22 protein-coding genes are annotated in these 24,610 nt (G+C 51.8%); 9 read left to right on the top strand and 13 right to left on the bottom strand.

Annotated elements, in window-relative coordinates; translation table 11 throughout:
• Positions 1 to 20: 20 nt before the first annotated feature.
• Positions 21 to 1,130, bottom strand: a complete 1,110-nt coding sequence (locus AXA67_00840) for a radical SAM protein (GenBank protein ID KXJ40732.1) — start codon at positions 1,128 to 1,130, stop codon at positions 21 to 23.
• Positions 1,131 to 1,211: 81 nt separating this feature from the next.
• On the opposite strand from AXA67_00840, the gene AXA67_00835 reads away from it, so the two are divergent.
• The 3 genes from AXA67_00835 (at position 1,212) to AXA67_00825 (ending at position 3,510) form a co-directional block, all read left to right on the top strand.
• Positions 1,212 to 2,000, top strand: a complete 789-nt coding sequence (locus AXA67_00835) for an extradiol dioxygenase (protein ID KXJ40731.1) — start codon at positions 1,212 to 1,214, stop codon at positions 1,998 to 2,000.
• Between the two features lie 49 nt (positions 2,001 to 2,049).
• Positions 2,050 to 2,640, top strand: a complete 591-nt coding sequence (locus AXA67_00830; protein KXJ40730.1) for a hypothetical protein — start codon at positions 2,050 to 2,052, stop codon at positions 2,638 to 2,640.
• Between the two features lie 180 nt (positions 2,641 to 2,820).
• Positions 2,821 to 3,510, top strand: coding sequence for a hypothetical protein (locus AXA67_00825; protein KXJ40729.1), 690 nt, complete (start codon positions 2,821 to 2,823; stop codon positions 3,508 to 3,510).
• Here the strand turns inward: AXA67_00825 and AXA67_00820 are convergent.
• Entirely contained in the window at positions 3,495 to 4,979 is a 1,485-nt protein-coding gene (locus tag AXA67_00820; protein ID KXJ40728.1) for a 4-alpha-glucanotransferase, read from the bottom strand. The two genes, AXA67_00825 and AXA67_00820, sit on opposite strands and share 16 nt — an antisense overlap.
• The gene (gene glgC, locus AXA67_00815; protein ID KXJ40727.1) at positions 4,979 to 6,253 is read right to left on the bottom strand and encodes a glucose-1-phosphate adenylyltransferase; all 1,275 of its coding nucleotides are present in this window, start codon (positions 6,251 to 6,253) and stop codon (positions 4,979 to 4,981) included. Before glgC ends, AXA67_00820 begins: the two co-directional genes overlap by 1 nt.
• A gap of 107 nt (positions 6,254 to 6,360) precedes the next feature.
• Here glgC and AXA67_00810 point away from each other — a divergent pair, with 107 nt between their 5' ends.
• Genes AXA67_00810 through AXA67_00800 form a run of 3 tightly spaced genes read left to right on the top strand, consistent with a single transcriptional unit; the run spans position 6,361 to position 11,883 of the window.
• The gene (locus tag AXA67_00810) at positions 6,361 to 8,583 is read left to right on the top strand and encodes a glycogen-branching enzyme (GenBank protein ID KXJ40771.1); all 2,223 of its coding nucleotides are present in this window, start codon (positions 6,361 to 6,363) and stop codon (positions 8,581 to 8,583) included.
• Positions 8,584 to 8,595: 12 nt separating this feature from the next.
• A complete protein-coding gene (locus AXA67_00805) occupies positions 8,596 to 10,074 on the top strand; it encodes a glycogen synthase (protein KXJ40726.1) in 1,479 nt (492 codons plus the stop codon).
• A 45-nt stretch (positions 10,075 to 10,119) separates the two neighbouring features.
• On the top strand, positions 10,120 to 11,883 hold the full coding sequence (locus AXA67_00800; protein ID KXJ40725.1) for a potassium transporter TrkA: 1,764 nt from the start codon (positions 10,120 to 10,122) through the stop codon (positions 11,881 to 11,883).
• 8 nt (positions 11,884 to 11,891) lie between these two features.
• Here the strand turns inward: AXA67_00800 and AXA67_00795 are convergent, their stop codons facing one another.
• From AXA67_00795 to AXA67_00765, 7 genes are all read right to left on the bottom strand, one after another.
• Positions 11,892 to 12,845, bottom strand: coding sequence for a hypothetical protein (locus tag AXA67_00795; protein ID KXJ40724.1), 954 nt, complete (start codon positions 12,843 to 12,845; stop codon positions 11,892 to 11,894).
• A 71-nt stretch (positions 12,846 to 12,916) separates the two neighbouring features.
• Positions 12,917 to 13,384: a hypothetical protein gene (locus tag AXA67_00790; protein ID KXJ40723.1), complete on the bottom strand. Its 468-nt coding sequence runs from the start codon at positions 13,382 to 13,384 to the stop codon at positions 12,917 to 12,919.
• Positions 13,385 to 13,422: 38 nt separating this feature from the next.
• Positions 13,423 to 14,136 (bottom strand): hypothetical protein, encoded by a 714-nt coding sequence (locus AXA67_00785; protein KXJ40722.1) that lies wholly within the window; start codon positions 14,134 to 14,136, stop codon positions 13,423 to 13,425.
• Entirely contained in the window at positions 14,137 to 14,382 is a 246-nt protein-coding gene (locus AXA67_00780) for a hypothetical protein (protein KXJ40721.1), read from the bottom strand. It abuts the gene before it with no gap.
• Positions 14,379 to 15,227: a 5,10-methylenetetrahydrofolate reductase gene (locus AXA67_00775; GenBank protein KXJ40720.1), complete on the bottom strand. Its 849-nt coding sequence runs from the start codon at positions 15,225 to 15,227 to the stop codon at positions 14,379 to 14,381. The genes AXA67_00780 and AXA67_00775 overlap by 4 nt, the downstream gene beginning before the upstream one ends.
• A 149-nt stretch (positions 15,228 to 15,376) precedes the next feature.
• Positions 15,377 to 16,687, bottom strand: a complete 1,311-nt coding sequence (locus AXA67_00770) for an adenosylhomocysteinase (GenBank protein ID KXJ40719.1) — start codon at positions 16,685 to 16,687, stop codon at positions 15,377 to 15,379.
• Between the two features lie 51 nt (positions 16,688 to 16,738).
• Entirely contained in the window at positions 16,739 to 17,911 is a 1,173-nt protein-coding gene (locus AXA67_00765) for an S-adenosylmethionine synthetase (GenBank protein ID KXJ40718.1), read from the bottom strand.
• Between the two features lie 642 nt (positions 17,912 to 18,553).
• On the opposite strand from AXA67_00765, the gene AXA67_00760 reads away from it, so the two are divergent.
• From AXA67_00760 to AXA67_00750, 3 genes are all read left to right on the top strand, one after another.
• Complete coding sequence (locus AXA67_00760) at positions 18,554 to 19,213, top strand: cell envelope biogenesis protein OmpA (protein ID KXJ40717.1); 660 nt, start codon at positions 18,554 to 18,556, stop codon at positions 19,211 to 19,213.
• Between the two features lie 147 nt (positions 19,214 to 19,360).
• A complete protein-coding gene (locus AXA67_00755; protein KXJ40716.1) occupies positions 19,361 to 20,056 on the top strand; it encodes a two-component system response regulator in 696 nt (231 codons plus the stop codon).
• Between the two features lie 2 nt (positions 20,057 to 20,058).
• Positions 20,059 to 21,378, top strand: coding sequence for a hypothetical protein (locus AXA67_00750; GenBank protein KXJ40715.1), 1,320 nt, complete (start codon positions 20,059 to 20,061; stop codon positions 21,376 to 21,378).
• 213 nt (positions 21,379 to 21,591) lie between these two features.
• Here the strand turns inward: AXA67_00750 and AXA67_00745 are convergent, their stop codons facing one another.
• Genes AXA67_00745 through AXA67_00735 form a run of 3 tightly spaced genes read right to left on the bottom strand, consistent with a single transcriptional unit; the run spans position 21,592 to position 24,593 of the window.
• A complete protein-coding gene (locus AXA67_00745) occupies positions 21,592 to 23,121 on the bottom strand; it encodes a hypothetical protein (GenBank protein KXJ40714.1) in 1,530 nt (509 codons plus the stop codon).
• A 6-nt stretch (positions 23,122 to 23,127) separates the two neighbouring features.
• The gene (locus tag AXA67_00740) at positions 23,128 to 23,889 is read right to left on the bottom strand and encodes an endonuclease (GenBank protein ID KXJ40713.1); all 762 of its coding nucleotides are present in this window, start codon (positions 23,887 to 23,889) and stop codon (positions 23,128 to 23,130) included.
• 56 nt (positions 23,890 to 23,945) lie between these two features.
• Positions 23,946 to 24,593 carry a disulfide bond formation protein DsbA gene (locus AXA67_00735; GenBank protein KXJ40712.1) on the bottom strand — a complete coding sequence of 216 codons (648 nt, stop codon included), beginning with the start codon at positions 24,591 to 24,593 and terminating at the stop codon, positions 23,946 to 23,948.
• Positions 24,594 to 24,610 lie beyond the last annotated feature (17 nt).

Here is a 24,610-nt window from a genome sequence, read left to right as displayed (position 1 = left end):
GGTGAAATATCCGGGCTAGATTACTGGGCCATACGAGTATATCTCGACATATCCACCACAAACCGTTTCGCTCCCCAGTCGCCGGGTTTTTCCTCGAATACACCTGCTACCGGCGTGCCACATTGGCTGCACTTACCATCGGCGGTCAGGTTCCAATCGGTGAGAATATACCAATCGCGGCCAATCAATAACTGTCCGCATTGGTGGCACCAGGTGCTATCGCCTTCCGGATTGTGGACATTACCGGTATAGACATAGCGCAAGCCGTTTTTCAGTGCGATATTACGGGCGCGGATTAAGGTTTCCGGCAGCGTGGGCGGCTTGTCCACCATCTTCCAGTCTGGATGAAAAGCGGTGAAGTGATGCGGGACATCAGGCCCCAGCTTTTCCATCACCCACTGGGTCATTTTGTCGATTTCTTCCTCGGAATCATTTTCCCCCGGAATTAATAAAGTAGTGATTTCCAACCAAACGTCGGTTTCATGCTTGATGTATTCGAGAGTCTCCAATACCGGTTGCAAATGCCCGCCGCAGATTTTGTGGTAAAAATCTTCGGTAAACGCTTTTAAATCCACATTGGCCGCATCCATGTATTGATAGAATTCTTGGCGCGGCTCTGGGCACACGAAACCTGCGGTCACCGCCACCGATTTGATACCCTCTTCCCGGCAGGCAATCGCGGTATCAATGACATATTCATGAAAGATAACCGGGTCGTTATAAGTATAAGCCACGCTCTTGCACCCCAAATCTTTGGCGGCCAAGGCAATCGCATTAGGCGGCGCTTCCACGGTCAAGGTATCGAATTCGCGGGATTTGCTGATATCCCAGTTTTGACAAAACTTGCAAGCCAGATTGCAGCCTGCGGTGCCAAACGACAAAATCGGCGTACCGGGAAGAAAATGATAAAGGGGTTTTTTTTCGATCGGATCAATGGCAAACCCGCTGGCTCGGCCATAAGAGGTGAGGACAATCTGGCCATTTTGACAGGCGCGCACAAAACACAATCCACGCTGCCCTTCGTGCAGTTTGCAAAAACGCGGGCAGAGGTCACACTGAATTTTGCCATCGGGCAATTTATGCCAATACTTGGTGGGCACAGTATCTTTAACGAGTGCGGCGGTAGTCATTGTATTTCCCCTGTTGAATTGTGTGGGTAATGTCCATATATAGACGGTAAGAGTCAATTTCAAGTTCAAAGGGAGAAGAATATGACTGCCATCCGTCACCCCGCCGTTGCCGGAATGTTTTATCCGGACAACCCTCGGGAATTGGACCAAATGGTGCGGCAATTTCTCGCATCCACTCAAGTGGAAGGTCCCGTCCCTAAGGCTATTATTGCCCCGCACGCAGGCTATGTCTATTCGGGTCCGGTTGCCGCCAGTGCTTACCGGCTGCTGATACCAGCGAAAGATATTATCAAACGGGTGATTTTACTGGGACCGGCTCACCGCGTACCCTTCCAGGGCCTGGCAATCCCTGCCGCCGATTACTTTATGACCCCCTTGGGCGCAGTGGCAGTAGACAAACAGGCCATTCAAGCCATCGCCGATCTACCCTTTGTGGTGCAATTCGACGCAGCCCATGAACCGGAACACAGTCTTGAAGTTCAGCTGCCCTTCTTGCAGGAAGTGCTAGAAGACTTCAAGGTAGTCCCCATTGTGGTTGGCGATGCAACACCAGAAGAAGTGGCTACGGTTCTGGAACGTTTGTGGGGAGGGGCGGAAACCCTCATTATCATCAGTTCGGATCTCAGCCACTACTATGATTACGAAACCGCCAAACAGTTGGATGCCGCTACTTCGGCAGCCATCGAAGATCTCGATCCCAGCCGTCTCGGCGTGGAGTCTGCCTGCGGCCGTATCCCCGTAGCCGGACTGTTGCTGGCTGCCCGCCATCATAATCTCAAGGCAGAAACTGTGGATCTGCGCAATTCTGGCGATACCGCTGGACCCCGAGATCAAGTGGTAGGGTATGGCGCCTACGTCTTTTACTCATAGCCCAAAAGCCTGCCCACATTTCTCCTTAAACACATATATACGTACTAAGATGAGCACCAATCATTCACTTTCTCCACAACACCGGCAGTTACTGCTCGAACTGGCAAGAGAATCCATTCGTTACGGCGCCCGTCATGGACGGCCAGCGGCAGTAGATCTTCAACAACTGCCGCCGCCCTTGCAGGAACAAAGAGCGACTTTTGTCACCCTTCAAGAAAATGGTCAGCTGCGCGGCTGTATCGGTTCATTAGAGCCGCGCCGTCCACTGGCGGAAGATGTCATCTACAATGCCTTCGCCGCGGCCTTTCAAGATCCCCGCTTTCCACCTGTGACTGAGGACGAAGTAGATAATCTGGATATCCATATCTCTGTGCTCAGTCCGTTAGAGGAAATCCAGTTTATTTCCGAACAAGATTTACTTTCCAAAATCCGTCCAGGCATTGACGGTCTGGTTCTTGAGGATGGCCACCACCGAGGCACCTTTCTGCCCGCCGTATGGGAATCGTTGCCAAATCCTGTGGATTTCCTTCGTCATCTAAAATTAAAGGCCGGCCTGCCACCCGATTATTGGTCAAACAATTTGCGGATGTATCGCTACACCACTGAGGTATTTGGGACAGATATACCGGAAGAAGGCTAGTCTGAATATGGTCTCCTAAGTGGGATTATTCACTATCGCCTTAAAATAATGTCAGCTATGCTGGCTTTAACTAGGAAGGTATCTCAATTAGGTAATGTTTGCTGGGACAAAACTAGAAAAAATCTGACAAAAGCCTATAATTTGTTGTAAATAGGCAAATATTTTTATCTTTTCACAACAATGAAACCCCATGCATCCCTTATAGTCACTTGGCTGTTTTCCTTTTTCTTTGCTGCATGGCAGACGGAAGCTCTTAGGGCGGAGCCCCTACCGTTTTCCATTCCCCAAATAGAACAACAATGGGATGAAATTTATTACCACTGGCCGGAAGAACAGCGCAAAGAGGGGCTAACACAGCTCTTAGCCCACATTAAATCATTAAAAAAACAACAGCCCAACCAGGCCGAACTTCTTATCTGGGAAGCAATTGTATTAGTTACCCGTACCGGGGTAGCACCCGACCTCTCAGCATTATCCAATTTGGAGGAGGCCCGTAATTTATTACAGCAAGCGATCAAGATTAATCCCTCCGCACTTGACGGCGCGGCATATCTAGCCTTGGGCTGCCTCTATTATCAAGCGCCAGGATGGCCCATTTCCTTTGGCGATAACAAAAAAGCAGAACAGTATCTGCGCAAGGCATTGGCCTTGAACCCAGAAGGCATCGAGGCAAATTATTATTTTGCCGATTTTCTAAGGCAAACCGGCTATTTTCAGGAAGCGCTTAAATATTTCCAAAAAACCGCTGTGCTTCCTGACAATCCAAATCAACCGTGGCTTTCTGCGCAACTCAAGCAAGATGCAACCACTGCTCTACAGTCGTTGCTTGCCCGTCTCCAGCAAAAGCCCCTGTTTCAGCCCCTACCGTAAAGCTCAACCCAGTGCTTGATTTGGCCAACATCGGCTTGGCTCACCTGGTCCCAGGAAAAACGCCATTGCCAATTCCCTTCGATGGTGCCTGGAGTATTCATTCGGTGTCCCTGCCCCAAGCCTAATATATCTTGCATGGGTATCACCGCCAGCTTGGCCACCGATTGCATGGCACTCAGAACCAAACTGTAAGGCATGGAAACCTGGGGATGGGCAAGATAATCGACAACATAGTCTTGCTGGTGGGCATTCAGCAATTCGAACCAGGACAAAGTGGTATCGTTATCGTGGGTGCCGGTATAAACCACATTATCCTGCGTGTGATTATGGGGTAGGTAAGGGTTTTCTGTCCCGCCTTCAAAGGCAAACTGCAGGATAAGCATGCCTGGAATGCCGAATTTCTTGCGCATAGCCTCCACTTCCGGCGTGATAATTCCCAGGTTTTCCGCTACCAGGGGTAATGCGCCGAATTTTTCGTATATGGCTTCCAGCAACGCCTCCCCAGGCGCTTCCACCCAACGGCCTTTAATGGCGGTCATAGAATTGGCAGGGATTTCCCAGTAGGCTTCAAAGCCCCGAAAATGGTCAATCCGGATCCAGTCGAATAATTCCAATTGGGTATGCATTCGCTCGATCCACCAGGCAAACCCATCCTCCTGCATTTTCCGCCAATTGTAGTGGGGGTTGCCCCAACGCTGGCCGGTTTCGGAAAAATAATCCGGCGGCACCCCGGCCACAACCGTAGGATGTCCTTCTTCATCCAGGAGAAAATATTCCCGCCGCGCCCAGACATCAGCGCTGTCGGCAGCCACAAAAATAGGCATATCGCCGAAAAGCAGCACCCCATGTTGGTGAGCATAATGGCGCAGTTCTTTCCATTGCTGAAAAAAAACGAACTGCTCAAATTGAATCCGCCTGACTTCATCAGCCAGTTGCCGGCATACTTCCTCTATCGCGGCGGGATTCCGGTCTCGGTAACTTTCAGGCCAATCCCACCAAGCTTGATTTTTGAAGCTGGCCTTAAGCGCCATGAACAGGGCAAAGTCTTCCAACCAATAATGATGAAAACGGATGAATTTTTGATAAGCCTCTTGTTGTTCGCTATCTTTTGCTTCATTAAATGCTTGAAAGGCTTGTTTAAGGCATTCTTCCCTGGCTGCCACCGAAAGTGCTTTGATACAGGTTTTCTCTGGGTCCAGCCAGCCTTGCTCAACTAGCCATTGCAGGTTGATCAACAAGGGATTGCCAGCGTGGGCGGATAAACATTGATACGGGGAGCCGTCCTCGTGGGTAGGACCCACGGGAAGGGTCTGCCAGACCGAGAAGCTATTACCTGCTAGGAACTCGACAAAACGGTGAGCATGCTCCCCCAGGTCGCCTGTACTTCCCTGGCCCGGCAATGATGTGATATGTAATAGAACCCCTGCCCGGCGCCTTTCCAGGACACTACTTTCAACTGCCGTTGGCATTAGCGGGCAAAATGGATTTTTTGCCCGAGCATATCCGGCGTTACCGTGACAATCCCGCCAGGGCTTACGTCAAAACGTTTTTTGTCCTCCTCCAGATCATAGCCAATTTCCATGCCCTCAGGAATATTGCAACCACGATCAAGAATCGCCTTGCGAACCTTGGCGTGGCGGCCAATATTCACCTGCGGCAACACTACTGAATCCTCCACCAAAGCCCAGGAATTGGCCCTGATATTAGAAGAAAAAATAGAGTGACGGATGGTGGCGCCGGAAATGATACACCCACCACAGAGCATGGAATCAAAGGCTTGTCCCACGCGGTCGTGTTCACGGTCCTCAAACACAAACTTTGCCGGTGGCGCTTGCTCCTGGTAGGTCCAAATCGGCCAATCTTGATCGTAGAGATTCAACTCGGGGTTCACTCCGATAAGCTCCATATTGGCTGACCAATACGAATCAATGGTCCCCACATCCCGCCAGTAACTTTGTATGCCGGTCTGAACATCAAGAAAAGGATAGGCAAATGCCCGGTAACTTTTGATCACCTGGGGAATGATGTCCTTGCCGAAATCGTGACTGGATTTTGGGTTGTCAGCATCTTTGATCAGCTGCTCGAACAAAAATTTGGCATTGAAAACATAAATGCCCATGGAAGCGAGGGCGGTGTCGGGCTTTCCTGGAATCGCCGGGGGATTTTCCGGCTTCTCGACAAAATCGACGATACGGCCATTCTCATCCACCTGCATGACGCCAAAAGCCTTGGCATCTTCAATAGGAACCTCGATGCAGGCAATGGTGAGATCCGCTTCGTTCATACCGTGAAAGCCCAGCATGGCGCCGTAGTCCATCTTGTAAACGTGATCGCCCGCCAGCACTAACACGTATTCAGGACCATAGTTGCGGAGAATGTCCAAGTTCTGATAGATGGCATCCGCGGTACCTGCATACCAAGATTCGCTGAGCCGTTGCTGGGCGGGCAAAAGATCTATGAATTCTCCCAATTCGCCCCGCAGAAAACCCCAACCCTTTTGGATATGCCGAATGAGCGAGTCCGCCTTGTATTGCGTCAACACACCGATGCGGCGAATGCCGGAATTCAGGCAATTGGACAAAGTAAAATCGATGATCCGGTATTTGCCGCCGAAATGGACGGCGGGCTTGGTGCGCCATTCGGTCAATTTTCGCAGCCTGCTGCCGCGGCCACCGGCAAGCACCATGGCAACCGTGTGGCGGGTCATCAGACTAACAAATCGTTCGTATTTGTTTTCAGGCATTGGATGTCTCCCTGGCTGGCGGAATTTGTTACTATAATGGCAAAAACAGCCGCTTTCTGCTTTTGCTCCCGAACTATTATTAGAGAAACAGTTACGTGAACTCAAGTATTTCCGCATCTTCAACCAAGAACAAAGCTTTACCACCGGACCTGGAGAAGATCATCCAGGCCAGGCATCACGACCCTTTTGATGTATTGGGCCGGCACCACGAACACGGCGACGATTTGATCCGGGTATTCGTACCAGATGCCAAAGAGGTTCAAATTGCCAAGGGCCCCAAATTAAAGCGGATTGATGGCACTGACATTTTCGAAGGTTCTGTCAAAGACGTGGATATTCCAATTCACTATGAAGTCGTATGGACAGATAAGGTGGGTAAAAAGCACCGTTTTATCGATCCCTACACTTTTGCGCCACAGATTCCAGACTTTGATTTATATCTGTTTGGCACGGGAAAGCATTGGCACATTTACCGGATTTTGGGAGCACATCTGAAAACCGTCGAGGGCATTGACGGGGTTTTGTTTTCAGTCTGGGCGCCTAACGCCGAACGGGTCAGCGTCGTGGGCGAATTCAACCGGTGGGACGGTCGTTGTCATCCCATGCGTTGCCGTTATGAGTCCGGCGTCTGGGAACTGTTCATACCCGGCCTCAAGGAAGAACTGTTATATAAATTCGAAATTCGCAACCGGGATTCCGGGGATGTGTTTTTGAAAACCGACCCCTACGGCAGATTTTTTGAACTGCGCCCCAACACTGCAGCGATTGTCGTCAAAGACGATACCTATCAATGGCAGGACCAGGCGTGGATGAAAAAACGGCGCCGATGGGATTGGCTGCATGAGCCCAAATCCACCTATGAAGTGCATCTAGGCTCCTGGCGCCGCGACAAAAAAGGCGGGTTTCTCAGTTACCGGGAGCTGGCTAAAGAACTCGTCCCTTACGTTAAGGAAATGGGCTTCACCCATATTGAACTGCTCCCGATTACCGAGCACCCCTTGGACGCCTCGTGGGGCTATCAAACCACGGGCTATTTCGCCCCCACCAGCCGCTTTGGCCGGCCAGACGACTTCCGCTGGTTTGTCGATTATTGTCACCAAAACGATATCGGCGTTATTTTAGATTGGGTGCCCGCCCACTTTCCCAAGGACGCCTTTGCGTTGGCCTGGTTTGACGGCACGCCACTCTACGAACATGCCGATCCCCGCAAAGGAGAGCACCGCGACTGGGGCACCTTGATTTACAACTACGGGCGCCCGGAAGTGAGTAATTTCCTTCTCGGCAGCGCCATGTATTGGCTGGAGGAATTTCACATTGATGGCCTCAGGGTGGATGCGGTCGCTTCCATGCTGTATCTGGATTATTCCCGCGAGCCTGGCGATTGGGTACCTAATCAATACGGTGGCAACGAGAATTTGGAAGCCATCGAATTTCTCCGCCAGCTCAATAGCGTGACCCAGGAACAACACCCTGGCACCGTCGTAATCGCCGAGGAATCCACTGCCTGGCCCCAAGTCACCCGGCCGCCCTGGGTAGGGGGGTTGGGATTCGCCATGAAGTGGAACATGGGCTGGATGCACGATACATTATCGTATATGAGTCACGACCCCATTCACCGTCAATACCACCACGACCAACTCACCTTCGGCCTGCTTTACGCCTTTACCGAGAATTTCGTTCTCCCTTTTTCCCACGACGAAGTGGTGCATGGCAAAGGCTCGATGATTGGGAAAATGCCCGGCGATGAGTGGCAACGATTTGCCAACCTGCGTTTACTCTATACCTATATGCTGACTTATCCCGGCAAAAAACTGCTGTTTATGGGCAGTGAATTCGCCCAAGTCTCGGAATGGGACTTTGATCAAGAACTGGAATGGGATTTGCTCAAGCATCCATTCCACCAAGGGGTTAAAACACTATTGTCTGATCTCAACCGGCTCTATGCCACCCACCCTGAATTGCATCACTTCGATTTCGACCACCAAGGCTTCGAATGGGTAGATTGCCATGATTCAGCGCAATCCACGCTAAGCTACTTGCGCAAGGACGAAGAAGACTTCCTACTCGTCGCCCTCAATTTTACCCCCGTTCCCCGCCACGACTACCGTCTGGGCGTCCCGGAAAGCGGAGGCTATCAGGAAATCTTCAATTCCGACTCCAGCTACTACGGGGGGAGCAATGTGGGCAACGGCTGGATCGAAGCCGAAGAAGTGCCTTGGATGGGACGTCCCTATTCCATCAGCATTACCCTGCCACCTTTAAGCGGTATTGTATTTTGCCGCCAGGCAGAGCCCACCGTGCTTCCAGAAGAACCCTTAGAATCTGACTAGAAGCCTGTTTCCGTGAAAATCTTATTTATTGCCAGCGAATTGTTTCCGCTGATTAAAACCGGGGGATTGGCTGACGTGGCAGGCAGCCTGCCCAAGGCCATGTCTGAATTGGGCAAAGACATTCGCGTGCTGATGCCCGCATACCCCGAAGCCAAAGCAGTCCTGCCAAATGCCTCCCCTGTCGCCCATCTACAGCTGCTGGGACATTCAGCCACGTTATTGGCGGGTACTTTGCCCAATAGCAACATCCCTCTTTGGCTTCTGGACGCCCCCCATTGGTTCGAGCGCGAGGGTAATCCATACCTGGCCGAAGACGGCAATCCTTGGCCCGATAACGCGGAAAGATTTGGCGCCCTTTGCTGGGCGGGATTTCACTTGGCCTTGAACCATGCCGGCCTCGACTGGCAACCCGACGTTGTTCACTGTAATGATTGGCAAACCGGATTGGTTCCAGCGTTGCTTTCATTGGAGGCCAACCGGCCCGCGCTGGTCTTCACCATCCACAATCTGGCTTATCAAGGTCTGTTTCCGGAAGCGACTTGCGCCGCACTGGAACTGCCACCATCACTATGGCACCCGGAAGGACTGGAATTTCACGGACAGCTGTCCTTTCTCAAAGGAGGGTTGGTCTATTCGGACCGAATCAACACCGTCAGCCCCACTTACGCCCGGGAAATCCAAACCCCCCGCTTCGGTTATGGTCTAGAAGGCCTGCTCCGCCACCGCAAGGACCGCTTAAGCGGCATTCTAAATGGCATTGACACCAACAAATGGAACCCCGCTTCTGATAAGCTCATCGCCCAAACCTACGACAGTAAGTCCCTGCAGTTAAAAAAAGAAAACAAAATAGCAATACAAGAACGTTTCCAATTGCCACAGCAACCCGGGCAACCTTTATTGGCTTTTATTGGACGCCTGGTACCGCAAAAAGGCATCGATTTGATCCTAAAGGCCTTACCGGAATTACTGCAATTTCCCCTGCAGTTTGTCTTTTTAGGCTCTGGTGACAGCGATTTCGAACACAGCTTGCTGTATTGGTCGCGCCGCCATCCCAAGCAAGTAGTCGTCCATATTGGTTACGATGAGGCTTTATCCCATCAAATCGAAGCAGGCGCCGATATGTTTTTGATGCCATCGCGCTTTGAACCTTGCGGCCTGAATCAAATGTATAGCCAGCGTTATGGCACCCTCCCCATTGTCCACCGGACCGGCGGCTTGGCGGATACTGTCAGTGACGCAACGCCTTTAACCTTAAGGGATAAAACCGCTTCGGGTTTCAGCTTTAACCAACCCTACGGAAGTACGCTGGTTGAAGCCGTGAAACGAGCCTGGTTGCTTTACACCAATGAAAAACTGTGGCGATCTTTACAACAAACTGCCATGGCAAAAGACTTCTCCTGGCGTAGAAGCGCCCAAGAATATTGCCACCTCTACGAACAGGCTATCGTTGATAACAAACCCCTTTTGATGCCTGAAGGCAATACTACGTAGCCTTTTTCTGCCTTCAATGCCGAGCTATCTTTTTATAAACCGTCAATGACTTTCCAAGCCTGGCTGGCCGTTGCCACAACCGGGATTTGTATTCTTCTGATGGCTTTTAGTCCGTGGGGACCGGAACTGATTCTTCTAGGGGGAGTCACGGTTCTACTACTGAGTGGCGTCATTGATATTCCAGACGCTCTCGTTGGCCTAAGCAATCCCGGCATGGTGACCGTGGCTTTAATGTATGTGCTTGTGGCCGGCATCCGGGAAACCGGAGGCGTGGAGGTCATTGTCCGCCATATTCTGGGCCGCCCTCGAAGTCAAAACAGAGCGCTTTTAAAAGCGACGCTGCCGGTCTTCTTCCTAAGCGCCTTCATGAACAATACCCCGGTGGTCGCCACTTTCATCCCCGCCGTCATCACCTGGGCCCGGCGCTTGAAATTGCCCGTATCCCGGTTATTGCTGCCATTGAGTTACGCCGCAATGCTGGGCGGCACTTGCACTTTAATCGGAACCAGCACCAATCTGGTGGTCAACTCTCTACTGGCTCAGCGTTACCCGAAAGCTGCCTTGGGAATGTTCGATCTGGCCTGGATTGGCATCCCAATTGGGATCGCGGGAATACTCTACATGCTGATCTTCAATCGATGGCTGCTGCCGCAACGGGAATCCGCCGATTCCATGTTTGGCAACCCCAAAGAGTACACCATCGAGATGGAAGTGGAACCTCATGGCCCCTTGGTCGGCAAAACCGTGGAAGAGGCCGGGCTACGCCATTTGGGTGATGTCTATCTGGTGGAAATCGAACGCGGGGAAACCCTTCTCGCTGCCGTGGGGCCCAAGGAAAGGCTGCAAGCCAACGACCGGCTCGTCTTTGTTGGAAGCACGGATGCTGCTATTGACCTTCAGCAAATCAAGGGATTGAGACCCTCGGCGCAAAGTGGGTTCAATCTTGCCACTCATCCCGAACGTTGCATTGTAGAAGCCGTCGTTTCCCCCCAGTGCGCCCTGGTTGGGCAAACCATCCGCGACGGGCGTTTCCGTACCCAATATGGGGCTGCGGTTCTGGCGGTGTGCCGCAACGGTGAAAAGGTAAGCGGTAATCTAGGCCAAGTCTGCCTGCAACCGGCAGATACGTTGTTACTGGAAACTCAACCCAGCTTTGTTGACCGCTACCGGCAATCGCGGGATTTTTTGTTAGTAAGCGAGGTGGACGGTCAAGCCCGTCCCAAGCACGAAAAAGCCTGGCTGGCCTGGGCAATCTTGGCAGGGGTAGTGGTTTTAGCAACCAGCGGCCAGCTGTCCATGTTTGAAGCAGTGCTGGCAGGCGCTAGCGCCATGCTGATCACAGGCTGCTGTACCTGGAATAAAGCCCGGCGCAGTGTAGATGGCTCGGTCCTGCTCACCATTGCCGCTTCTTTTGCCATTGGTCAAGCTTTGGATAGCTCTGGAGCTAGCCACGCCGCGGCGCAAGTTTTTTTACAGATGGCCAATGGACCCTGGATGCTATTGGCGGAAACCTATGGACTAACAGCGCTTCTCACCGCCATCATCACCAATAATGCCGCGGCGGTTCTGGTCTTTCCCATTGTGATGGCCATTACTCATCAATTACAACTCAACCCCACGCCCTTTATCGTCATACTGATGCTGGCCGCTTCCAGTAGTTTCGCTACCCCCATCGGCTATCAGACCAACTTGATGGTTTATGGACCGGGCGGTTACCGCTTTCGTGATTATTTGATTTTCGGCGGTGGTTTAACGCTTTTGGTTGGGGTTTTGGCTGTCATGCTGGTACCCATGATCTGGCCATTTTGAACTATCCATTACCGGGCCGGCGGCAATTGCAGCATAAGGGATTTGCCTTCCCCTTGCATCAATGTCGCTGGATAAGTGCCATTCCATTTCTCCACCGACCGGTAGCGGATCAATTTGTCGGTGATGGAACTTGCTATTAAGTGATTGGCTTTCGCCTTAGCCTGGGCTTCCTTAGTGATCTGATAGGCCTTGGCGTCAGCTTCGATGCGTTTTTTCTCCGCCTCCGCCTTGGCTTGGGTGGTCACTTCAATCAGGCGGGTGTTGGCTTCGATGGTTTTAATCTTTTGGTTCTTCTCCGCCTGTTTCTCGACCATGGCCAGGCGTTGCTCTTCTTGCTTGGCCAGTTGCACTTCTTCAATTTTCTTGAGCACAATCTGGGGCAGTTTTATTTCCCTCAAAGCCACATCATTCAACTGAAACGGCAGCTGCTTGAATTTCTCAGCCAACATCACCCGGATTTCATGGCCGATGGCGCTGCGGTCGGAAGCGATTTTCTCCGCCTGGTACTTACCCACCACATCCCGGACCACGTCCCTCACTATGGGATTGATTAATTTTTCAAAGTAATTGTCCCCGAAACGGGCCAAAATCTCGCTGGCTTCTGACGGAATCGGCGTGTATTGCACCGTCAATTCAATGCCGATGGGCAAGTTTTTGTTGTCCAGCACCTGGATGATGGGTTTGTTGATTACCCCTTCGCGGGCGGGCAGTGGCTTGCCTTGGTGATAAGTCACAGTATGGAGTTTCACATCGAAAACCCGGACTTTTTGGACCATGGGAATCTTAAAATGGATGCCGGGTTCTCTTTCATCGGCGTCGTATTTGCCAAAGGTGCTCAAAACGCCCACGGTGCCACTTTCGATGGTATAAACCGTCATAAAAAGCAACCCCAAAAAGAAAATTCCTGCCACCACCAAACCGCCGCTAAAGACGGAGCTAGCCAATCTTATCTGGGTTGCCATTAATTTCTCCTGCAGCTTAGTTATCAACTCGTTTCAACAAGTTTAGCCTAAATTGGATTACCCCCCTTTAACTACTGGATTTTCATGATAAAAAGCACGCGCGTGCTCAAAGGCAAGTGCTCCGCGGTTTCCGACACCAGTTCGATTGAATGCTTGTGGCCGACAGCAGGCGTCCGCGCCTGCCGCCCAATGCCGCCACGGATTGCTTTCTCCCGGCCATGGGAAGGACCGCTTTCGCCACGGATGTTATGGGTATGGGTGCGGGAACCCACTTTTTGCCAGGTCTGACGCGCGCTCGTGGTGCCAATGAGCATTTGATAGTTCAGATTCGGCGTCCCCTGGGTACCGTCGCATAAGGCCCATCCCTGGGACTTGAGCCACCGTTTCAGGCTTTCGGTATCGGAATAGTGTTTAGAGTTGGACTCGGGGAGAAAGGCGATAATGGCGCCTTTCGGTAAGGTTCCGGATATCGGCGCGCCACTGGCTGCCTGGGCCAGGCCGAAAGCAATCACAAAAAAAATCATATTGAGATAATACACAGTCATTTCCTAGACATCATGATTTGACCCGCCATCATTTAACCCCAAAGCACCTGTACCGCGCTTAAACTCGCGGCAACTGCGGTTTCTACCCGCAGTATCCGGGGACCAAGGCTGACTTTGGTAAACCCGCGGGCTTGCGCGGCTTCCACTTCCCGCGAACTTAAGCCCCCCTCGGGACCGATGAGCAGGGTAAATGATTGTCCGGGTTCTTCCAGGGAACGCAATGGCATGCCATGAGGATCAAGCAAATATCCGTGAGACTGTTGTGGAATCCAGGAAAAGAACTCCTGGGGCAAGTGTATCTCGGGGAGGGTGTTGCGGCCACTTTGCTCACAAGCCGCGATGGCAATTTTTTGCCAATGTTCCCGCTTATGCCCAGCTCTGTCGCCAGGCAAACGAACATTGCAATATTCGGTCAGCAAAGGGAAAATCGCGGTGACGCCAAGTTCTACCGCCTTTTGAATCGCCCAGTCCATCCGTTCGCCTTTGGCAATGCCGACCGCCAAATAGGTCGCCAAGGATGATTCCGCTTCCCGGTCAAGCCACGCACCCGTTTGTATTTGGACGCGACGGCGATCCACTGACAATACTTGGGCTTCGTATTCTCCACCTTTGCCGTCGAAAACGATTAACTTGGCGCCCCGGCGCAAACGCAGCACTGTCCGCAAATAATGGGCGCGCTCGCCTTCCAATAGAAATTCTCTATTTGCCGCTAATGGTTGTGGGAGAAAAAGCCTGGGGCTACGCACTCAACCCAATGCGGTCTTGGGAGGCGGAACCTGGAGATAAAACCCTTGATCCTCCAAGGATTGCATAACAGTGGTCACATCTGCCCGCGCCAGCTTGCGCTGGGGCGTCAATTCCAGTTCAAAGACAAATACCGGATTGACAAAGTGAGGCATCAGTTCCGGCGGAACCGCAGAGAAATCGTCCTTGTTCTTAAGAAACAAATACATTTCATCCTGTTTGCGGGAGCGGTAAACGTAACACTTCATGCCTTTGCCAAGCCCAGATTTTGGCAGATTGTTAATGTGGGTTCGGCCCGGTTCATGGTATAAAAATGCAACCCCGGCGCGCCGCCTTCAATCAACTGTTCACACAAGTGGGTAACCACATCAATGCCAAACGCCCGGATTGCCGGCAAATCGTCCCCAAACCCTTCCAGGCGTTTCCGCATCCAGCGGGGGATTTCCGCGCCGCACATATCGGAAAAACGCGCCAATTGACTGTAATTGGTGATGGGCATAATGCCGGGCACTATGGGCACCTCGATGCCGTGGCGGCGGCAGTCTTCAACAAAATAGAAATAACTGTCGGCATTATAGAAGTACTGGGTGATAGCACCATTAGCCCCAGCCGCCACCTTGCGCTTGAAATTCAGAAGATCGGCCCGGTAACTGGTGGCCTGGGGATGTACCTCGGGATAGGCGGCGACTTCGATATGGAAGAAATTACCGCTTGTCTCGCGAATGAAGGCCACCAGTTCATTGGCGTAACGGAAGTCCCCCATGGCGTGCATGCCGGAAGGCATGTCTCCCCTTAGCGCTACAATCCGCCGAATTCCCTGCTCCCGGTAGGATTGCAAAAGCCCTTGAATTTCCGCCCGGGTGGAACCGATGCAAGATAAATGCGGGGCGGCATCAATGCCGGTTTCCCGCTGGATTTCCAGTACCGTTTCAAAAGTATTCTCGCGAGTCGTCCCCCCGGCTCCATAGGTAACCGAGAAATAGCCAGGCTTCAATTTTGCCAGGAGCCGATAGGTCTCCCGTAATTGCTGGGCAATCTGGGGAGACCTGGGGGGGAAAAACTCGAAACTTAGGTTTGTTTGACGCACTATCATCTTAATAGAGACATGGTTCGTCTTTTGGGAAACGCCGTAAACTCATCACTGAGGGCTTGATGGCGGGCATCCATACGCCTACATTCCCAAAAGCCGCTCCATCCCTCTTCCTAACATTACTTATTGGAATACATTCTTAACTACCCGCATCAATAGCGGTAATGGTCCGGCTTGAATGGCCCGTCCACCGGCACGCCGATATACGCGGCCTGGGCTTCGGTCAAGCGGGTCAATTGCGCGCCCAGTTTACCTAAATGAAGACGGGCGACTTTTTCATCCAGGAATTTCGGCAGCACATAGACCTTATTTTCATACTTGCCAGGATTATTCCAAAGTTCGATTTGCGCCAATACTTGATTGGAAAAGGAATTGGACATGACAAAGCTGGGGTGTCCCGTGGCGCAGCCCAGGTTAACCAAACGCCCTTCCGCTAACAGAATAATGCGCTTGCCGTCGGGGAAAATGATGTGATCGACTTGAGGCTTGATATTTTCCCAAGTGTACTGCTTCAAGGACGCCACATCGATTTCGTTGTCGAAATGGCCGATATTGCAGACGATGGCATTATTTTTCATGGCTTGCATGTGCTCGTGGGTAATGACGTGATAATTGCCGGTGGCGGTGACGAACAAATCCGCCTTGGATGCCGCCTCATCCATGGTCACCACCCGGTAACCTTCCATTGCCGCCTGCAAGGCGCAAATGGGGTCGATCTCGGTAATCCAAACCGTTGCTCCCTGCCCCCGCAGCGATTGGGCACAGCCCTTGCCCACATCCCCATATCCCAAGACCACGGCGATCTTGCCGGCAATCATCACGTCGGTGGCGCGCTTGATGCCATCGAGCAAGGATTCCCGGCAACCATAAAGATTGTCGAACTTGGATTTGGTCACCGAATCGTTGACGTTGAAAGCCGGGCACTTCAAGGTGCCTTCCTTCATCATTTCGTAAAGACGGTGAACCCCGGTGGTGGTTTCTTCCGATACCCCCCGGATGTCTTCCATCAACTCGGGATATTTTTCGTGCATGACTTGGGTCAAATCGCCGCCGTCATCCAGCAGCATGTTGGGACGCCAACCGTTGGGGCCGAAAATCGTCTGTTCCACGCACCACCAATAGTCTTCTTCCGTCTCGCCTTTCCAGGCAAACACCGGGACACCGGCAGCCGCCATGGCCGCCGCCGCATGGTCCTGGGTGGAAAAGATATTGCAAGAAGACCAACGTACTTCCGCGCCCAGTTCCAGCAGGGTTTCAATAAGCACCGCGGTTTGAATGGTCATGTGCAAACAGCCCGCAATACGGGCGCCTTTGAGGGGTTTTTCACTGCTGTATTCTTCCCGTAGCGCCATCAGGCCAGGCATCTCGGTCTCGGCAATTTGAATTTCTTTCCGGCCCCAGTCCGCAAGGGACATATCGGCTACTTTATAATCTGGATCCAAGTTGGTCACAGGTTGTGTCATGGTCAATATCCTGAATTTGATTTTAACTAAATTGATAAACCGGCTTTTTACTTAGCCCCTCGGCGGTAGTCCCGCCGCTTCCCGCAAGGCTTCGGCCTTGTCGGTGCGCTCCCAGGTAAACTCATCCTCCCGGCGCCCGAAATGGCCGTAAGCGGCGGTTTGACGATAAATGGGCCGGAGTAGATCCAGTTCCTGAATCAAGCCTTTGGGACGCAAGTCGAAGTGCTGCCGCACGATATCCACCATGCGCGATTCGGCAACCTGACCGGTACCAAAGGTTTCAATGGTGATAGAAGTGGGCTCTGCAACGCCGATGGCGTAGGATACCTGGATTTCACAGCGCTCGGCCAACCCCGCAGCGACTATGTTCTTGGCTACATATCGGCCCATGTAGGCGGCGGAACGATCCACCTTGGAAGGATCCTTGCCGCTGAAACAACCGCCACCGTGGCGCGCCATGCCGCCATAGGTATCCACGATAATCTTGCGGCCGGTCAGACCGCAATCCCCCACGGGTCCGCCAATAACAAACTTGCCGGTTGGATTGATAAAATATTTGGTGTCTTTGTGTAGCCATTCTTTCGGCAATACTTTGAGAATAATTTCATCCATGACCGCTTCGTGAATGGCTGACTGGGAAATTTCCGGGGAGTGCTGGGTGGAAAGCACCACCGCATCCACCGCTACCGGCCGGCTGTCTTCGTAACGAATTGTGACCTGGCTTTTGGCATCGGGCAGCAGCCAAGGAAGCACCTTGCTTTTCCGTATCTTGGCCTGGCGCTTGACCAATTCATGAGCATAGTAAATGGGCGCCGGCATGAGGACATCAGTCTCATCGCAAGCATAACCAAACATCAAGCCTTGGTCGCCCGCGCCTTGCTCGTGGTCTTCGGATTCATCCACTCCCATGGCGATATCCGGAGATTGCTTGCCGATGGCGGACAAAACCGCGCAGCTTTGCCAATCGAATCCATACACTGGATCGTCGTAACCGATATCTCTCACCACTTCTCGAACCAGTTGTTCGGTATCCACCCAAGCCTCGGTGGTGATTTCTCCGGCGAGCAATACCATTCCGGTCTTGACCAAAGTTTCACAGGCCACCCGGGATTTGATATCTTGACTGAGCAATGCATCCAACATGGCATCTGAGATTTGATCGGCAATCTTGTCAGGATGCCCTTCCGATACCGACTCTGAGGTAAAAATAAAATCTTGACTCACTGCAATCTATTCCTTTTTCCGTTTTCTATAATCTTAAGGAGCGAAGGAGTCGCCGTGTTATTCTCTCAATATAGTCCCTTCGCAAATTCTGTAATATCCGATCTGATTTTGGGGGACAACGCCCAATTCATCCTTAACACCAAAAGAAAGTAACTTTTTATTGTAACTTAAAATCAATTTTGCCTGGTAATTTGCCTGATGATAAATCGTCATCTAGAGTTGAATAAAATTCATCCTGGGTTCACGACAAAAACGTAAATCTAGCCCGGAGATTTCATCAGCATCCCGGATGATGGTGCAGGACAGGTGAGACTGGACGCCAGGCTGGACTGACCAAATCGCCGGGAGCGATTTGGAACAGCTCTGCTGGCCCCGTCAGGGGCGGAGGGCAGGACACCCAGAGTAAAGGCATAGTAGTATCTATGGCCTGAAGGAAGCTCAAGTCCAGGTGTGCCTGGACAAGCCAGGGCCGGGATAGGATTCGGGCCGGATCCAAATTGGATCTCGTGAATATTGTTGACCTTCAGTATTTTATATTAGTAAATCAGTCAATTTGGTAAAGGCCCGAAGCCGGCTGGTGAAATATCCGGGCTGGAAGTTGATAATTTCTCGAAGTTTAAACCCCAAGACAAGGAGATACGCATGAAAAAAATAGCTACTCTGACGGCTGCCATGATGTTGACCGCAGGCTGCACCACGAATCCCTATACCGGCGAACAACAAGTCAGCAAAACCGTCATCGGAACGGGTGTGGGCGCCGCAGCCGGCGCTGCGGCTGGCGCTATCGGCGGCGCAATTGCCGGAAAACCCGGGACAGGCGCAGCCATTGGTGCGGGAATAGGCGCCTTGGCCGGAATGGGGGTAGGCGCCTATATGGATCGTCAAGAGGCCATTTTAAGGCAGAAACTGGCTGGCACGGGCGTGCGTGTCGTCAGGGAAGGCGATAATCTTCGCCTGATTATGCCAGGAAATATTACTTTCGCCACCGACTCCGCGGATATTGCTGCCCACTTTTTTCCGGTACTGAATTCTGTTGCCATTGTGTTGAAGCAGTTCCCGGAAACCTTGATTGAAGTCACCGGTCACACCGATTCCACTGGCAGCGCCGAATACAATCAACGACTATCAGAGCAGCGCGCCCAAAGTGTCGCTCAGTATCTAATGGCGCAAGGAGTTGCACCCAACAGAGTCATTGCCAGGGGGATGGGAGAAAGCATGCCTATCGCTTCCAATGCCACGCCGGAGGGCAGAGCGCAAAACCGGCGGGTGGAAATCCGCATTCATCCCATGACTCGCCACTAATGTAGCCGTTGACCTAATATTAATATTATAGGCGCCGGTATTCCACCGGCGCTTTACCTTTTATAATCCTTATAATCCCTGCTTTGATTAACTGAACAAATACCAGTTATCCTTAAGTTTTCTTACTAATCCAACTTGAACTCCTTCATGGCTGAAATCAAAATTCTAGTTGTCGATGACGAAGCCGCCATCCGCGATATGCTCAAGTTAATTCTGGAACAAGCAGGTTTTTCCGTCGACTTGGCGCCAGATACCAAATCCGCGCTTCTACGCATGGAAATGGACATGCCGGATTTGATTTTGCTGGATTGGATGCTGCCCGGCATGAGCGGAATTGATTGGGCAGGGAAAATCAAACGAGAGCCTGAATATAGCGATACTCCTATCATTTTGCTCACTGCCCGGGGGGAGGAAGAAGACAAAGTCGCGGGCCTGGATAGCGGCGCGGATGATTATGTTACCAAACCATTTTCTCCCCGCGAACTCATCGCCCGAGTCAACGCGGTGTTGCGTCGCTTTGGCAAAGGCGAACGTCCCAGCCTCATTGAAGCTGGGGGTATCGTGCTGGACCCGGAAAAACACCTAGTACAAATTGAACAACACCCTATCAATCTGAGCCCAACGGAATACAGGTTACTGGAATTTTTTCTCACCCACCCCAATAAGGTTTATAACCGCAGTCAATTACTGGACCGGGTTTGGGGCCGGGAAACCTATATTGAAGAACGAACCATTGACGTACACATCCGCCGTCTGCGGAAAATTTTGGCTGAATTCAACCGGGATGCTATGATCCAAACTGTTCGCGGTTTTGGTTATCGTTTTTCTTCACAACCACAATAATTATGACCCACCCCTGGCGGTCGGAAATCAGTCTCTGCCTCTGGGCATTGTTCATATCTTTATGGATTGGATGGCTCCAGGACAGCTGGGGTTTAGCCTTTTGGTTGTTCATTACCCTACTGCTGGCCCGCCACCTGTATTACATCTATCACCTGCTCGCCTGGCTGCGTTCGGAAACCAAGGAACCGCCTGATGGCAACGGTATTTGGGAAGAAATCTTTCACCGCCTGCGGTTGATGCGGCGCCGTCATCAGCGCCGCAAACGCCGCTTGATGAAGATGCTAAAGCGCTTTCGCCAGGCTACCGAGGCACTCCCCGACGCCACGGTGGTACTGACCAAGGAATTTGAAATTGACTGGTTCAACAAGGCAGCCGCCCGCATGCTGGGATTACAGCCCATGGACATGGGGATGCGTATCGACAATTTGATCCGCCAGCCTGCTTTTGTTGCGTACCTGCACAAGAAGGATTTCAACCACCCTATCACCATCTCGGCGCCCCATGATGAGAATATGCGCCTGGAAGTGCGGATTGTTCCCTTCACTGGCAATCAATACTTACTGATTGCCCAGGATGTTACCCAAATCCAGATGCTGGAACGGCAGCGCCGCGATTTCGTTGCCAATGTTTCCCATGAATTACGGACGCCTGTCACGGTGATTCGCGGTTATCTTGAAAATCTGCTCGATCAAGAAACCTCAGTCGATCCAAGCCTGAGACCGACCCTGTCACGCATGGAAGAGCAATTACAGCGCCTCCAATACCTGGTGGATGACCTGCTCTATTTAAGCCGCCTGGAAACCACCCCGCAGGGGACAAAAACCCATCCAGTGGATGTCCAGAGACTACTGACGGAAGTTTGCCACGAAATGGCGTCCATTCCCGAGCCTCATGCTTCAATTCAACTGCAGATCGAATCCCAAGCAAAACTCATTGGTAATAGCCAGGAGTTACGCAGCGCTTTCGAAAACCTGATTACCAATGCAATCAAATACACCCCGGCCGACGGAAAAATTACTGTCCGTTGGTTTGAAACCTCTCACGGGGCATGTCTTGAAGTTTCCGACACGGGCGAGGGCATTCCGCGGCAGCATTTGGCGAGAATCACGGAAAGATTTTATCGGGTTCCGGAAACCGAAAACCGCAACCCCACTGGCACCGGCCTAGGACTGGCCATTGTGAAACACGTTCTCAATCGTCACGAAGGACATTTAGCCATTAAAAGCCGGGTTGGGAAAGGAAGCACCTTTCGCTGCTACTTCCCTAAATCCCGGGTAATCAAAGAATCCATCGAGGCGGGCCAAACGACGCCCGCAACATAAATAAGTCACTAATGTTACGCAATTTACGGCAAGGACCGCACCGTCACACCCTCCTTGATGGGGAGGGTTGGGGAGGGGACACCCTGTCTCAATGACAGGATTCCTTGCCGGACAGCTCACTGCGTTTGAGGGCTGCTTTGGAATAACCGTGCGTAACTTCAGTAAATTATGGAATTCATCCCAATGGGTGGCAAGGTGCGCCGAGATAGCCTCTCAATTCGCCCGGCAGCAATTTCGCCCTGCTTGCTTGGCTTCATAGAGCGCTTTATCCGCCCGTTCAAACGCGGTTTCAACCCGGTCGCCTTCCCTGAATTCGGTGATACCACAAGAAATCGTAATGGGCACAGGCTTCCCGCGGCTATTAAATCCACAGGTTTCAACCGCCCGGCGCAACTTTTCCGCTACTTTCAGACCGCCTTCAACTTCCGTGCCAGGCAAAAGCATGACGAATTCTTCCCCCCCATATCTGCCGATAAAATCCGCTTCCCGAATCCCTTGACCGAGGGTTTGGGCGACAATCCGCAGTGCCTTATCCCCCGCCTGATGCCCGAACCGATCGTTGATCTGCTTAAAGCGATCGATATCCCAAACCAGTAAGCTGACCGGCTGCTTGAATCGTTGCCAACGGGAAAACTCCTGGGCCAAGCGCTCCTCAACGGCCTTGCGATTGGGCAATCCCGTCACGGGATCATACAACGCTTGCTGATGGGCCAAACGCAACCGCTGATGCAATTCTTGCGATTCCCGCTCCAGCGCTTGCAAGCGTTCGGTCATCGCCCGGACTTTTTGGTCCACCTCGCTATTTCTCTGGGCTTCAGCTTCCTGATAATGGCGTAATTGCTGCGTCAGCATATCCAATCTGGAACTTATTGTGGTTTTTAATGCCTCCAGATCCGTTTCTTCCAAAGCATGGTGGCGAAGGTGTTCCACATGCCGGGACACGGAATCTCCCCATACCTCCTCGGAAGAAAAAACCTTCCCGACATCCAAGGCCTGTTGCTCCAGATTTTGCAGCTTATTGGTCAATGTACTGAGAAAATCTTCGATTTCTTGTTGTTCTTTCTTGAGTTGAGCCTTAATTTCGGACAGCAACCTTGCAGTGCCTTCCAGTACCTCTTCAATATCACAGTGCGCTTGTTTGAGTTGATTGAGCAAGTTTTCACTTTGCTCTGTCAACCTTGGAGGAATTTCAATTTCTTGGATGAGTTGCAATAGTTGTTCTTTGAGAACCCCTTCGTCAGTTGAAGCGGTTTCCGGGATCCTTCTAAACCAACGACTAAACAGAGAAGGCGAGGGTTTTGCCGAAGAAGCCTGAAGTGCTTCTTCCAAGGCGTGGAACAGGGCTTCTGCATCCTCAAACGGACGTTTTTTTACTATTTCCTGAAATTTAGAAAATACCGCCCTTTCTCCCTCGCCTTGGGCCTGAGAATAAAACAATTCCAGCACCTGGACCTGCCAATTGACGGTCGGCGCATGCTTGAACTCAAGATCCAACAGGGTATTGGCAAAAGTATCCAGGTACTCGAGCTTCTGATCGTCCAACCGGCCGCTTTTGAGAATTTCCCGCAGGCGCTGCAAATAAGGATCAAGGGACTGATCAATCCCCTGGCAAATATGGCTCAAACGAACAAGAGCCCGCGCCATGCATTTTTCATGGCGTTCCCGGCGGGCTTGCTGCTCATCCAGCTCCTCCGCCAAATTCAGGCATTTTTGCTTCCACTTGTCTGCGTCAGAATGAGACATCTTGTTTCACGCGGCTTCACGGTAACTTTCAGGCAAACTGACATTCACCCCGATGGGCAAATGATCCGAGCATGCAAAATCAAAAACATGGACGTTTTCCACTTCTAAACCCGGGCTCACCAGAATATGATCCAACTTGCGCTGAGGTCGCCAGCTGGGAAAAGTCCGGGCGTGGGGAACCGGATCAATCAAGCCCGTTTCTGCTTGCAGCATTTCTAGTTCCGGAGATCCGGGGCCGCAATTCAGATCCCCCATCAAAATTACATGGGGCAGCCCTTGAATCAACCCCGCGATAAATTCCAGTTGGCGCATGCGCGCCCGGCGCCCAAGGGCCAGATGGAGGATACACAGATGCAAGGCCAGGTCATCGTTACCGAACCGGGCAAGCAGGGCGCCGCGGCCAGGCAGTCCAGGCAAGGGGGTTTCATGGATATAATGGGGCCGCAAACGGCTTAACAGGCCATTACTGTGTAAAGCCAAGTTGCCAATCCGGCGATTCACTTGATTGTGCCAATAGGGAAAACCCGCCCGCCTAGCCAGATATTGGGTTTGAATGACATAATCACTACGGGCACCGCCGCCATCGACTTCCTGCAAACCGACGATATCAAAAGGGCGGAGAAATTCGGCGATTCTGTCCAGGTTATTGAGCTTTTTCGCGGTGGGCCAAAGGTGCTGCCAACCGCGAAATAAATAATCCCGATAGCTACGGGTACGAATGCCCGTTTGAATATTAAAACTGGCCAGCTTCAATCGGGTTTTGGGCATACCCTCATGGATTTTCCTCATTTCTCCCCCTTGCAATGGGTGGGATCAAGGCGAAATCATTGCGCCTTCGCGCTCGCCTGGAGTGCTTTGCGCTCCTGATCCACCAGTTGCTGCATGACTTTAATCATGTTTTCGTAATTTTTCGCGGTGCTGCCCGTGACTTTGTACTTCCCGTTCACGGCAATGGCAGGCACCCCGTCAATGCCATAGGTTCCGGCAATCTCGTTGGCCTGGCGCATTTTCAAATCCACCGCAAATGAATTGAACGCCTTTTTGAAAGTCTCCTTGTCGACCCCGTGGGCGGCAAAAAAATCAGCCAGTTCATCTTCTGTGCTCAACGGCTTTTTCTTGACGTGCATGGTATCAAAAAAATCCTTGTGGATTTTATCCACGACGCCCAGTACCTCCGCCGTAAAATACGCCCGGGCATGTGGCGCCCAATGCTTGCCGAATATCACTGGCTGCCGCTTGAAGACCACATCATCCGGCTTTGTCTTCAGCCACGACGCCACGTAAGGGTCAAAGCGGTAACAATGGGGGCAGCCATACCAGAAAAACTCAATGACTTCGACTTTACCTGAGTTATCGGTTGGCCGGGGCGGGTCAAGCACAATATATTCATCCGCCGTTAATGCGAAAACAGGGGTAGCGATCCCCAAAGTGAACAAAATCGCCCAAACATAATGCAGAATACTTAACTTCATCTTTTCTCCTAAGCTGG

This window comes from Methylothermaceae bacteria B42 (assembly GCA_001566965.1).
In the GTDB taxonomy this organism is placed as follows: Bacteria; Pseudomonadota; Gammaproteobacteria; order Methylococcales; family Methylothermaceae; genus Methylohalobius.
Note: the sequence above shows the minus strand (reverse complement) of the source record. Positions and strands in the feature narration are given on the sequence as shown.

Coding starts and splice junctions, on each gene's coding strand:
- AXA67_00780 (KXJ40721.1), bottom strand. CDS start 14,382: ATGAAGTGTTACGTTTACCGCTCCCGCAAACAGGATGAAATGTATTTG.
- AXA67_00840 (KXJ40732.1), bottom strand. CDS start 1,130: ATGACTACCGCCGCACTCGTTAAAGATACTGTGCCCACCAAGTATTGG.
- AXA67_00835 (KXJ40731.1), top strand. CDS start 1,212: ATGACTGCCATCCGTCACCCCGCCGTTGCCGGAATGTTTTATCCGGAC.
- AXA67_00830 (KXJ40730.1), top strand. CDS start 2,050: ATGAGCACCAATCATTCACTTTCTCCACAACACCGGCAGTTACTGCTC.
- AXA67_00755 (KXJ40716.1), top strand. CDS start 19,361: ATGGCTGAAATCAAAATTCTAGTTGTCGATGACGAAGCCGCCATCCGC.
- AXA67_00745 (KXJ40714.1), bottom strand. CDS start 23,121: ATGTCTCATTCTGACGCAGACAAGTGGAAGCAAAAATGCCTGAATTTG.
- glgC (KXJ40727.1), bottom strand. CDS start 6,253: ATGCCTGAAAACAAATACGAACGATTTGTTAGTCTGATGACCCGCCAC.
- AXA67_00760 (KXJ40717.1), top strand. CDS start 18,554: ATGAAAAAAATAGCTACTCTGACGGCTGCCATGATGTTGACCGCAGGC.
- AXA67_00800 (KXJ40725.1), top strand. CDS start 10,120: ATGACTTTCCAAGCCTGGCTGGCCGTTGCCACAACCGGGATTTGTATT.
- AXA67_00795 (KXJ40724.1), bottom strand. CDS start 12,845: ATGGCAACCCAGATAAGATTGGCTAGCTCCGTCTTTAGCGGCGGTTTG.
- AXA67_00750 (KXJ40715.1), top strand. CDS start 20,059: ATGACCCACCCCTGGCGGTCGGAAATCAGTCTCTGCCTCTGGGCATTG.
- AXA67_00775 (KXJ40720.1), bottom strand. CDS start 15,227: ATGATAGTGCGTCAAACAAACCTAAGTTTCGAGTTTTTCCCCCCCAGG.
- AXA67_00770 (KXJ40719.1), bottom strand. CDS start 16,687: ATGACACAACCTGTGACCAACTTGGATCCAGATTATAAAGTAGCCGAT.
- AXA67_00825 (KXJ40729.1), top strand. CDS start 2,821: ATGAAACCCCATGCATCCCTTATAGTCACTTGGCTGTTTTCCTTTTTC.
- AXA67_00740 (KXJ40713.1), bottom strand. CDS start 23,889: ATGCCCAAAACCCGATTGAAGCTGGCCAGTTTTAATATTCAAACGGGC.
- AXA67_00820 (KXJ40728.1), bottom strand. CDS start 4,979: ATGCCAACGGCAGTTGAAAGTAGTGTCCTGGAAAGGCGCCGGGCAGGG.
- AXA67_00735 (KXJ40712.1), bottom strand. CDS start 24,593: ATGAAGTTAAGTATTCTGCATTATGTTTGGGCGATTTTGTTCACTTTG.